Consider the following 12,991-nt stretch of genomic DNA (forward strand, 5'->3'; position numbering starts at 1 on the left):
GTTCAACTCGATAATATTGGTGAGGAACTTGATGGATCCCGTAATCACACAGTCCGAACTCCGGGGTGCCGGAGTCACGCTCGCTGCCGACCGGTGGGACCCACCTGCACCGGGTGCCAGTGGATCGGGTGTCGACAGGAAAGGCGTGGTTCTGTTGCTGCACGGCGGCGGGCAGACCCGGCATTCCTGGCGCAACACCGGCCGCAGCCTCGCGGCGGACGGCTGGTCCACCATCGCCGTGGACGCACGCGGGCACGGGGACAGTCAGTGGGCACCGGACGGGGACTACGGCATAGACGCACTGGTCGCCGACCTGACCTCGATCGTCGCCGAGCTGGGGGAGAAGCCGGTACTCGTCGGTGCCTCGATGGGCGGGATGACATCGCTGATCGGGCAGGGGGAGAACCCGGATCTCGCTCGCGGTCTGGTCTTGGTCGATATCGCACCGAAGGTCGAAACCAGCGGCACCGCGGAGATCATGGCGTTCATGCGTAGCGGCCTCGAGGGCTTCCCGAGCCTCGACGAGGCTGCGGCGGCGATCGCGGCGTATACCCCGAACCGGGTGCGCAAGCCCAACCCCCAGGGTTTGCGCAAGAACCTGCGCCTGCGTGATGGCCGCTGGTTCTGGCATTGGGATCCGGCGTTCCTCCGTCAGGGCGACGAACCGACTCGTCAGGCGGATTCGATCGTGCGCTACGAACGCGCACGGAAGGCGGCGGCCGCGGTCACGGTGCCCACCATGCTGGTGCGTGGCAAGGAATCCCACGTGGTCAGCGAGGAAGGCGCCAAGGAGCTGCTCGAGCTGATTCCGTCCGCGAAGCTGATCGACGTGACCGGGGCCGGGCATATGGTCGCGGGCGACGACAACGATGTCTTCAGTGGTGGGTTGAAGGGATTTCTCGACGAAGACGTTGTCGCAGTGCGCCGCTGACGCGGTCGAGGCCTCGGACGCAACCGTTCGAGGGATCAGCTTGGATCTGCATCGGTGCCGGTTGCAGCGGCGAACCGGATTCGGCTCCGCAACCGGTCGCCGTCCGACCGATCCGTCCGTAGGCGATCAGAGTGGGTTCGGGTCGTTAATGCTGCACTGTCGGAACATTTCTCGATTCCGGCGAGCGTCGCGATCGTAACCGGTCAGGGCAGGATGGGGGCATGGGCGACCGAACCGATGCAGACCCCGGATGGCGACCAACAATGACGCCCTCGTGTTCGCGGTTCACAGCTGCGCGAGCATGGGGAACAGGGCGATCGCAGAGACGGTGATCCCCGCGGCGCCGGCAACGACACCTAGCAGGGCCCGCAACGATGCCGCCTCATCGTCGGCTACCGCGGACCGCGAGGTGGCGACGGCGCCGCAGACCACCGCGGCCACCCCCAAGGCGAAGCCGAGCCCGACCACCCAGAACGACGCCACCGACAGCGCCCCGAGGGCAATCGACACGGCGGGCAACCGCGACCCACGCTGTTTCCGTATCCCGGTGTCGTCGAGCGAGGAACACATGTGGTCGTCGCCACCGGAGCTGTCGGGGACGGCGGCGGTCATGATCCTCCTTCTCGCGCTTGACGAGTCGGGTCGACGGGGCACATAGGACTGACGAGACCGGAAGCGTCTTCATGAACTCTTCGGGCGCAACGGGAATGGTGTTCGTCGAAGCCGTTTCGCTGGTCGAGGGTTGCGACTCGGTCGAGGATCTGTCGCTTGTGACGAAGACACATAAGAAATTTAGCACTCGTGTCGTGGGAGTGCTAACTATTTTTGCTAAGTAATTTCATGCCCCTATGCCGGCCGCTGAAGTGCATCGACCGCCGGACTCCGTTACGCCACGTGGGCATTCGCCGAGGGCCAGGCGAAGGCTCGTTGTTGCCTGGGGAGCCGGGGCTTCCCGTGATGTCGGTGAGTGCGAATGCCATCCGTGCCGGCGCGGCAGGGCGGGCGCATGTTGCGGACCGACTGAGGGGCGCAGTATCGGCGAGAGGGCATCCGCGTCGAGTCCGTCCGGCCCGTCTATCGTGACACAGATGGTACGCGGTACACTGTTGGCACAATCGGAGGTGGTGGACATGCTCGTCGACCGTGATCGGGCCCGCGACTCGATCCATGCCTTGTCGGATCCGGACCTCGTGGAGCTGCTGGTTGAGGAGTTCTCCCGGCGGCCGGCCCTGCGGCCCGTCCGTGACGACGTGACGGCGTTGCTGTCGATGAGCCCCGCGCTGGCGCGTCAGCAGGAGCGTGCGGTCGCCAACCCGGCCGCCGCGGCGGTGGCCCGCACGCGGATTGTCGCGTCCGTGCTGAACTCGATCGTCGACCAACACGAGATGCTCGACTCCACCGCCGTCAGCCGTGTCCTGGGGAAGGCGGCCACCAGCCGCAACACCGCCAGCCGCCTGTCGACGGCCGGCACGGTGATCGCCCTACCGGTTTCGGGGCACAAGCTCTACCCCGCCTTCCAGTTCGACGCCGAACGCCGGCAGGTCCGCCCGATCGTCGCCGAGATCAACCGGGCCCTCGGCGCGAAGGACGACCCGTGGGGTGTGGCGTCCTGGTGGCTCAGCCCGACCGACTTCGCCGACGACCCACGATCCCCGGCCGCGCTGGCCGCCGCCGGTGGGCACGAGCAGGATCTGCGGGACATGGCCGACGACCTAACGCAGGACTGACCCCGAGTGACCTACCCGGATCCACCCACACCGTTACCCGCTGCCCTGATCACCACCATCCCCGCCGATACCTCGCTGTGGCGCATCCACAGCGCCACCCGCGGCGCCGCGGAGTTGAACCCCACCGCCAGGCCCCGCGTCAGGGTTGGGGGCCGGTTCGACAGTCTCGACGGCTCCTACGCCTACCTGTACCTCGGTGACAGTCCGGCCGCGGCGGTCGCCGAGACGCTCTGCCGCAACCTGCCTGTCGACCAGTCCCCACGGCTGATCCCGCGGGCAACGATCGCCGGCCGGGTCCTGAGCGAACTGCGGACCACCCGCACGGTGAAGGTCGTGGATCTGACCGGGACCGGGGCGTCCCGGATCAACGCCGGCGCCTGGTTGTCCAAGTGCGACCCCTCCGGCTATCTGCACACCCGCCGATGGGTCGCCGCGATCCTCGCCGCGAACCCCGATGTCGATGGCGTGCAATACCGGCCGCGGCACGACGAGAACACTCTCGCCTGGATGCTGGCCGATGACCCGGCCGCACACACTCACCCCGCTGTCACCGCAGTCGGGGGCGTGATCGCCCTCGACTCCGCCGACGGGCACTACTTGTTGGGTGCGATTCTCACACCGCACAACGCCGCGCCCGGACCCTGATCCAGCCCGGGCCGGCGATAGCGGCACGCCGACGCCGCGACAGCCCTGGGAGCTGATTCGGTGCGGAGCGCGTCGTGAGGTGGAGGCCGAGGCGCGGCCGCGTCGAAAAGTACCCCCGATGCAGGGTGTGCTGGGTTGCCTGGTTGGGGCCGGCGGTATCGATCGCTTCGTCCGTGATCGCTAGGGTCTAGTGGTCTGTCTGCGATTTGATCTTGTGGAGGGCGGTGCGGCCGCGTTGGACTTTGGCGATGATGTCTTCCGCGGTCACTTTCCACACGAAGGGTTTGGGTTCCTCGTTCCAGTGTTGTGCCCACGTGGTGATCGCGTCGGCAAGGTCGGTGACGCTGGTGAAGACGCCGCGGCGCAGCCGCTTGTCGGTCAGTTCTTTGAACCAGCGTTCGATCAGGTTCAGCCAGGAACTCGACGTTGGGGTGTAATGTAGGTGCCACCGGCGACGGTTCTTGTGCGCCAACCACGCTTTGATTTCCGGGGTCGAGTGCGCGGACAGGTTGTCGAGCACGACGTGAACGTCGAGCGAGCGCGGGACGCTGGCGTCGATCTGCTTGAAGAACCGCAGCACATCGGCTCCGGCGTGGCCCTTGCGGAGGTCTGTGAGGACCTCCCCGGTGCCGACGTTCATCGCCGCGAACAGATCGATGGTGCCGTTGCGCTTGTAGTCGTGGGTCATCGTCCCGGCGCGTCCTGGCTTCATGGGCAGCGACGGCTGGATGCGGTCCAACGCCTGGCATTGCGTCTTCTCGTCGAACGAGAACACCACCGCCCGCGCGGGCGGGTTCAGGTACAGCCCAACGACATCGACGAGTTTCTCCTCGAATCGCGGATCGTTGCTGATCTTGAACGTCGCGACCCGCCAGGGCTTGAGATTTTGATCAGCCCAGATCTTGGCGACGGAGTCCTTCCCGATCCCGACGCGGGCGGCCATCGTCCGGGTGCTCCAGTGTGTCGAGCCGTCCGCCGGACGCTCCTGATGGGTCAACCGCAGCACCTCTTCGACTGTGCCCGCCGGCAAACTCGGTTTGCGGCCTCGCCCCTTCGCGACCGTCCCGACCCCGGAAGTTCCCTCTTCTGTGAAGCGAGAGCGTCAGCGCCACACCGCTTCCGGAGTCACCTGGCAACGTCTGGCTATCTCGGCATTGGCCACCCCGTCGCCTGCCCACAGCAAGGCCCGCGCCTGGACCACCTTCCGGTGCGGCAGTGTCGTCGAGGCCGCCATCCGCCTCAACTCCGCCCGCTGTTCGTCACTGACCGACAACGCCGCTGCAACCATGCGTCGACTATATAAAACGCTCGACTAATTCGCAGACGGACCACTAGCACAGGCAGTGCTGTGTCGGTCATGGATCTCTGTGGGGTACGTCATCGCCTACTCCTCTGTTCCCGGTCGGCCAATCGACGACATGCGTGGGAACGGAGCCCTAGGTAATCGCAGGCCGAAGTGACACATTCACCGTCTGCATCAATGCCTGCTGTCAATGCCATATTTTCCCATGATGCAGCAGAGGGATATGAGTGACGCGGGCTCTGCTCGAACACGAATCCAACGCATTCAGGCCCGCGCGTCATCGACACAATCGCATCGCCAGAATGCTTTGCTGTCGCCTTCGCCCACCAAAAGGTGTTCGGACTGTTCCCGGCCGGGCCGCCCCATTGTTTCTCCAGAAACTTCGTTTGAGCAGGGCGGTGTCGTGCCTGTCGGTGGATGTTCGCCGAGACTCAGTAGGTAGCCATCGACTGCCTCAGAAGCGAATTGCGAAATTCGCCGATATGGAGCGATTCTCGGCACTGTCGGGACTTGAACGGGGTGTGTGAGAACGCGATCCATGGCCCATGCGATCACCGGTCCCGGTCGATACCTATACCTATGTGAGCGGAAATCCAGCCCTCAGCAGGTTATGGATTTCCGCTCACATAGGTTTAGGAGTGCGCGTGCAGTGGGCGGCCCGAGAGGGCCATCATGGCTTCGCCGAGGGCTTCGTTCTGCGTCGGGTGCGCGTGTACGAATGCTCCGACTTCGGACGGCAGCGCTTCCCACGCTACGGCGAGTTGCGCTTCACCGATGAGCTCTCCGGCGCGGTCGCCGACGATGTGAACGCCGACGACAGGTCCGTCGTCCTGTGCGCGGATCACTTTAACTCCGCCTGCGGTGCCCAGGATTCGGCTCTTTCCGTTGCCGCCCAGGTCGTACACGAGCGAGGTGACGCTGCCGTGTTTGGCTTGGGCGTCCTTCTCTGTGAGCCCGACCGAGGCGACCTCGGGGTGCGAGTAGGTGACCCGGGGAACTCGGTCGCCGTCGACCCGTGCGGGGGACTTTCCTGCCAGATATTCGGCGACGAACATGCCGTGTTGAAAACCTCGGTGTGCCAACTGAAATCCCGGAACGATGTCCCCGACGGCGTAGACTCCGGGGACCGAGGTCATCAGGTTGTCGTCGACCGTGACGAAGCCGCGATCGGTAGCGATGCCTGCCTCGGCGATTCCGGTGTCGTCGGTACGTGGCCCGCGGCCGACCGCAACAAGGACGACGTCGGTGTTCACGGTCTCACCAGTGGACAGTGCGACCGCAACGGACTCCGCGGATGCGCGTACCGCTTCGACCTTGGTGCCGACGCGAATATCCATGCCGCGCTTCTTCAGTGCGCGCAGCATCTGCTTCGATGACCATTCGTCTTCGCCGGGGAGGATACGGTCCAGTGCCTCGATGACAGTGACCTTAGAGCCGAAGGACTGCCAGATACTGGCGAACTCGACACCGATCACCCCGCCGCCGAGAACGACGACCGATTCCGGCACCCGATCGAGGGCGAGCGCCTGCTCACTGGTCATGACGCGCTCACCGAGCTCGATGCCGGGAATCGTGCGCGAGTACGACCCGGTGGCCAGCACGACGGACGTGCCGGTAATCCGGCGACCGTCGACCTCGACCGTGGTCTTGTCGACCAGACGTCCTCTGCCGCTGATGATTTCGATATTGTGCCGCTTCAGCAATCCCTGCAGTCCGGTGTACAACGCAGCTACCACGCTCTGCTGGTACTTCACGGCCGCTGCTGCGTCGACGCCGCCCAATGAGGCAGTGACGCCGACGTGCTCGGAGCCGCGGACGGTGTCGGCGACCTCGGCAGTATGGAGCAGTGCCTTGGTGGGGATGCATCCGCGGTGCAAGCAGGTTCCGCCCAGTTTGTCCTCCTCGATCAGCACGACCGACAGGCCGAGCTGTTCGGCACGGATGGCGCACGAGTAGCCGCCCGAACCGCCGCCGAGGACAACGAGGTCGACATCGCTCATCGGATGCCTCCAAGTGCGAGAAGCGGGTTCTCGATGTAATCGGCGACGGTGCGCAGGAACCCGCCCGCCACACCGCCGTCGCAGACCCGGTGGTCGAATGCGATCGACAACTGAGCGACTTTGCGTACGGCAACCTGCCCGTTGACCACCCACGGGCGGTCGATGATGCGTCCGATACCCAGAATTGCGGCCTCGGGGTGGTTAATGATCGCCGCGGAACCGTCGACGCCGAAGACGCCGTAGTTGTTGAGCGTGAACGTACCGCCGGACAGGCGGGCAGGCGGAATCGATCCGGTGCGCGCCATGTCGGTGGTCTCGGCGAGGCGCTCGGCCAGCTCGCGCAAATCGGCTCGATTTGCCTGGGAAACAACGGGAACCATCAATCCGCGGTCGGTTTGAGCGGCGATTCCGAGGTGGACGTCGTCGTAACGCAGGATCTCTTCCGCCGCGGTGTCGACCGTGCTGTTGAGATCCGGGTACTTCTGCAGAGCGATTATCGTCAGCTTGGCCAGCACGGCGAGCAGAGACACCTTAACGCCGTCGATCGACGCGTCGAGGTCCCGGCGGGCCTGAAGGAGCGCGGTGGCGTCGACGTCGACCCAGACCGTGGCCTCAGGGATTTCGGCTCGACTGCGAGACAGTTTGTCCGCGATGACTTTTCGGATACCAGTTAGCGGAATTCGGGTGACGCCTCCGGTAGCGGAAACCTCGGCCGGTGCGGTCACTGTTGCGGTGGATCCGGAGAGCGCTCGTTCGACGTCTGCACGGGTGATGACGCCGTGCCCGCCGGATGGATCGATGCGCTCGATCTCGAGTCCGCCGTCCAGGGCAAGCTTGCGCACGATCGGGGACAGGACTCTTACCGCGTCGCCGCTCGATTTGTGTCTCGGGGCTGCGGCCACTGGGGCAGCGACAACGGGGGCAGCCTGTGTCTGAGCAGCCCGGCGGCGCCGTCCTGTCGGTCCGTGGCCCGTTCCGTAGCCGATCAGGACGTTGCCCGAGCCCGCGCGCTCTTCTTCGCGATACTGCTCGTGCGCTGCGGGGACTTGACCGTCCGTGTCGGCCACTGCCGCTCCGGTGATGGTGATCAGTGGTTGGCCCACGGGGAGAACATCGTTCTCCGCGGCATGCAGTTCTGCGACGACACCTTCGAACGGGCAGGGCACCTCGACCGACGCTTTCGCCGTTTCGACCTCGACTATCACTTGATCGATTGCGACGGTGTCGCCCGGCGCGACCTTCCACTCGACGATGACTGCGTCGGCCAGACCTTCACCGAGGTCGGGGAGCTTGAAAACCTGCGCGGTCATGCTGGCACCGCCTTGCTCAAATCGGGAGAATCGTTCCACTGAAGCCGGTCGACGACGTCGAGGACGCGGTCGGCCGATGGAAGATGGTAGTGTTCGAGTTTCGGTGCAGGGTAGGGGATGTCGAGTCCACTGACGCGTAACACAGGGGCGTGCAGATGGTGGAAGCACCGTTCCTGTACGCGCGATGCAATCTCTGCTCCGACCCCCGCGAAAGACTGGGCTTCCTGCAGGACGACGCAGCGGCCGGTCTTTCGAACCGAGCGACCGACGGTTTCGTCGTCGAACGGGTTGAGCGAACGCAAGTCGACGACCTCGACGCTGCGACCGTCCTCGGCGGCGTAATCGGCTGCCTGCATCGCGACCGACACCGTGGGCCCGTACGCGAGGAGAGTCACGTCGGAGCCTTCACGTCGTACGACCGCGGTGCCGATGGGCTCGGTGCGGGCGAGGTCGATGTCGGCCTTGGAGAAGTAGAGCCGCTTGGGTTCGAGGAAGACCACAGGATCGGGGTCGGCGATGGCGTCGCGCATCATCGAATAGGCGTCGGCGACAGTGGACGGTGACACGACCTTGAGCCCCGGGGTGTGTGCGTAGTACGCCTCGCTGGAATCGCAGTGGTGCTCTACGCCGCCGATGCCGCCGGCAAACGGAATGCGAATGACTATCGGTGCGGTCAAAGACCCACGAGTTCTGTTGCGCAGCTTCGCGACATGCGACACGATCTGCTCGAAGGCAGGATAGGCGAAGGCGTCGAACTGCATTTCGACGACCGGCTTGTAGCCCGACATCGCCATACCGATCGCGAATCCGATGATTCCGGATTCGGCGAGCGGGGTGTCGAAACACCGGTCCTCGCCGAAATCGCGTGTCAGGCCGTCGGTCACGCGGAACACGCCACCGAGGGTGCCGACGTCTTCGCCGAGGACGACGACCTTCTCGTCGTCGGTGAGTGAGTCGCGCAGCGCAGCATTCAGTGCACCGGCCATGGTAATCGTGGTCATGTCAGTTCTCCTCGGCTGCGAGCTCGGCAGCAACCTGGTTGCGCTGTTCGATCAAGTTGGGTGTGGGTTCGGAGTAGACGAAGCGGAAAAGATCCTCCGGGTCGACCTCCTGTTCGACGTTCATGCCGGCGCGGAGAGCAGCCGCATCGGTGTCAGCAGCGCCGGTGAACTGGGTGCGCAATTCGTCGTTCAGGATTCCGCGTGATTCGAGGTAGGTGTCCAGGCGAACCAACGGGTCGCGGGCGAGCCAGCCCTCGACTTCGTCGGCCTTGCGGTAGCGAGTGGCATCGTCGGCGTTGGTGTGCGCGTCTATGCGGTAGGTGTGCGCCTCGACGACGACCGGTCCTTTGCCTGCGCGTACGTAGGTGACGGCCTCGTCCATGACGCTCATCATAGCGATGGGGTCGTTGCCGTCGACCTGTTCGCTGCCGATTCCGTACCCGACGCCTTTGTGAGACAGCGACGGTGCTGCCGATTGGCGCGCGAGAGGCACGCTGATCGCAAAGCCATTGTTCTGCACCAAGAAGATGACCGGGGCCTTGAACACGGCCGCGAAGTTCAGCGCTTCGTGAAAGTCACCTTCGCTGGTGGCGCCGTCACCGCAGAACGCGAGTGCGATGGTGCTGCGTCCTTGCTTCTGTTCGGCGTAGGCGAATCCGGTTGCGTGCAGCAATTGTGTTGCCAACGGCGTGCATTGGGGTGCGACGTTGTATTGCTTCGGGTCGTATCCGCAGTGCCAGTAGCCGGCGAGCATACCCAACAGTTCGACCTGGTCGACGCCACGCGCTGCTAGTGCCATCGAGTCGCGGTACGTCGGAAACATCCAGTCCGAGTCACTGAGACACATGGCCGCGGCGATCTGGCAGGCTTCCTGGCCCCGCGCCGACGGGTACACCGCCAGTCGGCCCTGTTTGGTCAACGCGGTTGCTTGCTGGTCGAATCGGCGACCGCTGACCATGGTGCGGTACATCTCGAGCAGTCGTTCGTCCGTTGGGCGGGCATAGCGCGCCGCGCTGTCGACGGCCCTGCCGCCGACATCCAAGTACTGAACCGGCTCGTCGGCGGGCATGAAACGTTGGTACGCAGTTGCATTGGCCGTGGTCTCGATTGTGGTCATGACTGAACTCTCCTGATCAAAGACTTGTAGAGTGATTCTGCACGCACATCGGCAACATTCCGAACATGCATGGGCTTTGGTGGACGATTGGATGACAAACACTCGTAATTGACCTTTATTGTCTAATTCAATGGCGGTGCCGAAAGGTGTGGTGGACGAATGGCTGCAAGGCGAGTCGAGACCGAACTGGATGACGTAGATCGACGGATTCTCGAGGAGTTGAATCTCGACGGCAGGATGTCTATGCGCGTACTGGCCGACCGAGTGCATATTTCGCGTGCTCACGCGTACACACGTGTCGAACGGCTCAAGGCCACGGGGGTGATCGAGCGCTTCACCGTGCGAGTCCGTCACTCGGCGGCCGGATTGGATACCTCCGCTTTCGTTGCACTGTCCATTAGGCAGGATTCGTGGCGTACGGTAGCCAGTGACCTGAAGACAATGGAGTTCGTCGATCACTTCAGCTTGCTCGGAGGCGATTTCGACGTCCTGGTCCTCGTACGCGCCCCGGACAACGAGACGCTTCGACGCGTCGTGCTCGAAGGTTTACAGAGCCTCGACGGTGTCCGGTCGACGCGCACCTGGCTCATCTTCGATGAAGACCATGGCGGTTTGAACGGGGCATCTCCCGGCAAGCCGTGACAGGATCGCAAAATGGGCAAGGCAGGGTCGGGGACCACTCCATTGCATGGAGTGGCCCCGTTCTGCATCGGAACTAACCCGATGTGCGTAGCCCTGTCGAATCAGTACGGTTTGAAGAATGCTCAGGCCGGACCGGGTCAGATGCCGATGGGCAGCGTGGTGGGTTTATGCGTCGGACGCGCGTGTTCGAAAGCGGTGATCTGCTTTTCGGTGCGCAGGGTCAGATCGATGTCGTCCAATCCCTCCGTGAGTCGCCAGCGGGTGTAGTCGTCTAATTGAAATAGGACCGTCATCTCTCCACATACGACGGTCCGCTCCTTCAGATCTACGGTGACTTCTGTGTGCGGATGATTCTCGAGCCGGTCCCAGAGTTTCTCGATGTCCGACTGATCGACTTCGGCGGCAACCAGGCCTTGTTTCCCAGCGTTGCCGCGGAAGATGTCCGCAAACCGTGAGGACAGCACTGCCCTGAAGCCGAAGTCTTTCAAAGCCCATACGGCATGCTCACGGGAGGATCCGGTGCCGAAGTCCGGTCCGGCTACCAGAACCGATCCGGTCGAGTACGGCTCGCGGTTGAGGATGAAGTCCGGATCTTTGCGCCACTCCGCGAACAGCGCGTCCTCGAAGCCGTGCCGGGAGACACTCTTGAGGTATGCGGACGGGATGATCTGGTCGGTATCGACATTGGAATGCTGTAGCGGAACGCCGATTCCGGTGTGCTGGACGAACGAATCCATCGATCATGCCTTTCGACTGTGGAACCGCCCGAGGGGCAGGTCGGACGGAGATGAGAGGGTGCCGCGCACTGCGGTGGCGGCCGCGACCGCCGGGGACACGAGATGTGTTCGGCCACCTCTGCCTTGGCGACCCTCGAAATTACGGTTCGAGGTCGAGGCACACCGCTCCCCAAATGACAGCTGGTCCGGGTTCATTCCCAGACACATCGAACATCCAGCGAAGCGCCATTCGGCACCGAAGTCTCTGAAGATTCGGTCCAAGCCTTCGGCCTCGGCCTCCAGTCGGACCCGAGCAGAGCCGGGGACGACGATCATGCGAACGTTTCGATCTTTGTTGTGACCGTGGATGATCGAGGCGGCGAGCCGGAGGTCTTCGATTCGTCCGTTGGTACAGGAACCCAGGAACACGGTGTCTACCCGGATGTCTTTCATCGGGGTCCCAGGCACCAAGTCCATGTATTCGAGCGCTCGCTGGGCGGTGAGCTTGGCGTTGGGGTCGTGGATCTGATCGGGATAAGGCACGGATCCATCGAGCGGCACTCCTTGGCTGGGATTGGTTCCCCAGGTAACGAATGGATCGAGAGTGCCGGCGTCCAGTGAGATTTCGGCGTCGAACGTGGCGTCTTCGTCGGAAGGCAGGCTTTTCCAGTACCGGATCGCTGCATCCCAGTCCTGCCCCCGCGGGGCATGCGGGCGGCCCTTGAGGTATTCGAATGTAATCTCGTCCGGGGCAATCATTCCAGCCCGAGATCCAGCCTCGATCGCCATGTTGCATACGGTCATGCGCGCTTCCATCGACAGGGACCTGATAGCTGACCCGCGGAACTCGAGCACGTAGCCCTGACCACCAGTGCCGATCTTGGCTATGACCGCGAGGACGATGTCCTTCGCCGTCACCCCTTGACGAAGAGTGCCCTCGACTGTCACTGCCATGGTTTTGAACGGCTTCAACGGCAGAGTTTGGGTGGCCAGTACATGCTCGACCTCGGAGGTGCCGATACCGAAGGCCAGTGCGCCGAAAGCCCCGTGCGTGGAGGTGTGCGAGTCACCGCACACAATGGTCATGCCAGGTTGAGTCAGACCCAGTTGTGGTCCCACGACATGCACGATGCCTTGCTCGATGTCGCCCAGAGAATGCAGCCGAACTCCGAACTCACTCGCATTGTCGCGGAGTGTCTGTATCTGTCTGGCAGATATTGGATCGGGGATCGGTTCGTCGATCTTCACAGTGGGAGTGTTGTGGTCCTCGGTGGCAATCGTCAGGTCCGGTCGACGCACGGATCGTCCTTGAAGGCGTAGACCCTCGAAGGCCTGCGGGCTGGTTCCATCGTGGACGAGATGCAAGTCGATGTAAAGCAGATCCGGTGTCTGCGATTCACCGAGGCCATCGCCGGCGGCGACCACATGGTCCTGCCAGACCTTCTCGGCGAGCGTACGTGGGCCGGTAATCGGGTGCCTCGTATCTGTGGTCGTCGCGGAGCGGTCGATTTCGGTCGACATCGCGGTTCCTTAAATGTAGGGCTGATGGTGGGCGTCGATCTCGAGTCGCAAGGTGTCGTGAGCGGTACGGTTTGCTAT

The 12,991-nt window shown here is 63.6% G+C and carries 11 protein-coding genes and 1 pseudogene; 4 read left to right on the top strand and 8 right to left on the bottom strand.

What is annotated here, in order from left to right:
• The first annotated feature begins 31 nt into the window (after positions 1 to 31).
• The gene (locus tag I1A62_RS04660) at positions 32 to 931 is read left to right on the top strand and encodes an alpha/beta fold hydrolase (protein WP_219454432.1); all 900 of its coding nucleotides are present in this window, start codon (positions 32 to 34) and stop codon (positions 929 to 931) included.
• Positions 932 to 1,216: 285 nt separating this feature from the next.
• Here the strand turns inward: I1A62_RS04660 and I1A62_RS04665 are convergent, their stop codons facing one another.
• Positions 1,217 to 1,543: a hypothetical protein gene (locus I1A62_RS04665; RefSeq protein WP_257890445.1), complete on the bottom strand. Its 327-nt coding sequence runs from the start codon at positions 1,541 to 1,543 to the stop codon at positions 1,217 to 1,219.
• A 518-nt stretch (positions 1,544 to 2,061) separates the two neighbouring features.
• On the opposite strand from I1A62_RS04665, the gene I1A62_RS04670 reads away from it, so the two are divergent.
• Together I1A62_RS04670 and I1A62_RS04675 are read left to right on the top strand one after the other, a co-directional pair.
• The gene (locus tag I1A62_RS04670; RefSeq protein ID WP_219454433.1) at positions 2,062 to 2,658 is read left to right on the top strand and encodes a hypothetical protein; all 597 of its coding nucleotides are present in this window, start codon (positions 2,062 to 2,064) and stop codon (positions 2,656 to 2,658) included.
• A gap of 6 nt (positions 2,659 to 2,664) precedes the next feature.
• Positions 2,665 to 3,303 carry an RES family NAD+ phosphorylase gene (locus I1A62_RS04675; protein ID WP_219454435.1) on the top strand — a complete coding sequence of 213 codons (639 nt, stop codon included), beginning with the start codon at positions 2,665 to 2,667 and terminating at the stop codon, positions 3,301 to 3,303.
• A gap of 187 nt (positions 3,304 to 3,490) precedes the next feature.
• Here I1A62_RS04675 and I1A62_RS04680 read toward each other — a convergent pair.
• The 5 genes and pseudogenes from I1A62_RS04680 to pdhA form a co-directional block, all read right to left on the bottom strand.
• Positions 3,491 to 4,591 (bottom strand): annotated as a pseudogene (locus tag I1A62_RS04680) (IS630 family transposase).
• A gap of 647 nt (positions 4,592 to 5,238) precedes the next feature.
• Positions 5,239 to 6,606 carry a dihydrolipoyl dehydrogenase gene (gene lpdA, locus I1A62_RS04685; protein ID WP_219454437.1) on the bottom strand — a complete coding sequence of 456 codons (1,368 nt, stop codon included), beginning with the start codon at positions 6,604 to 6,606 and terminating at the stop codon, positions 5,239 to 5,241.
• Entirely contained in the window at positions 6,603 to 7,916 is a 1,314-nt protein-coding gene (locus tag I1A62_RS04690; protein ID WP_219454439.1) for a dihydrolipoamide acetyltransferase family protein, read from the bottom strand. Before I1A62_RS04690 ends, lpdA begins: the two co-directional genes overlap by 4 nt.
• Positions 7,913 to 8,917, bottom strand: coding sequence for an alpha-ketoacid dehydrogenase subunit beta (locus tag I1A62_RS04695; RefSeq protein WP_219454441.1), 1,005 nt, complete (start codon positions 8,915 to 8,917; stop codon positions 7,913 to 7,915). Before I1A62_RS04695 ends, I1A62_RS04690 begins: the two co-directional genes overlap by 4 nt.
• Position 8,918: 1 nt before the next feature.
• On the bottom strand, positions 8,919 to 10,034 hold the full coding sequence (gene pdhA / locus I1A62_RS04700) for a pyruvate dehydrogenase (acetyl-transferring) E1 component subunit alpha (protein WP_219455107.1): 1,116 nt from the start codon (positions 10,032 to 10,034) through the stop codon (positions 8,919 to 8,921).
• A gap of 159 nt (positions 10,035 to 10,193) precedes the next feature.
• On the opposite strand from pdhA, the gene I1A62_RS04705 reads away from it, so the two are divergent.
• Positions 10,194 to 10,676 (top strand): Lrp/AsnC family transcriptional regulator, encoded by a 483-nt coding sequence (locus I1A62_RS04705; RefSeq protein ID WP_219454442.1) that lies wholly within the window; start codon positions 10,194 to 10,196, stop codon positions 10,674 to 10,676.
• A gap of 137 nt (positions 10,677 to 10,813) precedes the next feature.
• On the opposite strand, the gene leuD is transcribed toward I1A62_RS04705, so the two are convergent.
• Both leuD and leuC read right to left on the bottom strand, forming a co-directional pair.
• Positions 10,814 to 11,413, bottom strand: a complete 600-nt coding sequence (leuD, locus tag I1A62_RS04710) for a 3-isopropylmalate dehydratase small subunit (protein WP_219454444.1) — start codon at positions 11,411 to 11,413, stop codon at positions 10,814 to 10,816.
• Positions 11,414 to 11,416: 3 nt separating this feature from the next.
• Positions 11,417 to 12,913 (bottom strand): 3-isopropylmalate dehydratase large subunit, encoded by a 1,497-nt coding sequence (gene leuC, locus I1A62_RS04715; RefSeq protein ID WP_219454446.1) that lies wholly within the window; start codon positions 12,911 to 12,913, stop codon positions 11,417 to 11,419.
• Between the last annotated feature and the right edge of the window lie 78 nt (positions 12,914 to 12,991).

The organism is Rhodococcus sp. USK10 (assembly GCF_019378875.1).
GTDB classification, from domain to species: domain Bacteria; phylum Actinomycetota; class Actinomycetes; order Mycobacteriales; family Mycobacteriaceae; genus Rhodococcus_F; species Rhodococcus_F pseudokoreensis.

What these genes read in the sequence shown, in the direction of transcription:
- I1A62_RS04660 (WP_219454432.1), top strand. Translation starts at nt 32, where the DNA reads ATGGATCCCGTAATCACACAGTCCGAACTCCGGGGTGCCGGAGTCACG.
- I1A62_RS04665 (WP_257890445.1), bottom strand. Translation starts at nt 1,543, where the DNA reads ATGACCGCCGCCGTCCCCGACAGCTCCGGTGGCGACGACCACATGTGT.
- I1A62_RS04670 (WP_219454433.1), top strand. Translation starts at nt 2,062, where the DNA reads ATGCTCGTCGACCGTGATCGGGCCCGCGACTCGATCCATGCCTTGTCG.
- lpdA (WP_219454437.1), bottom strand. Translation starts at nt 6,606, where the DNA reads ATGAGCGATGTCGACCTCGTTGTCCTCGGCGGCGGTTCGGGCGGCTAC.
- I1A62_RS04690 (WP_219454439.1), bottom strand. Translation starts at nt 7,916, where the DNA reads ATGACCGCGCAGGTTTTCAAGCTCCCCGACCTCGGTGAAGGTCTGGCC.
- I1A62_RS04695 (WP_219454441.1), bottom strand. Translation starts at nt 8,917, where the DNA reads ATGACCACGATTACCATGGCCGGTGCACTGAATGCTGCGCTGCGCGAC.
- pdhA (WP_219455107.1), bottom strand. Translation starts at nt 10,034, where the DNA reads ATGACCACAATCGAGACCACGGCCAATGCAACTGCGTACCAACGTTTC.
- I1A62_RS04705 (WP_219454442.1), top strand. Translation starts at nt 10,194, where the DNA reads ATGGCTGCAAGGCGAGTCGAGACCGAACTGGATGACGTAGATCGACGG.
- leuD (WP_219454444.1), bottom strand. Translation starts at nt 11,413, where the DNA reads ATGGATTCGTTCGTCCAGCACACCGGAATCGGCGTTCCGCTACAGCAT.
- leuC (WP_219454446.1), bottom strand. Translation starts at nt 12,913, where the DNA reads ATGTCGACCGAAATCGACCGCTCCGCGACGACCACAGATACGAGGCAC.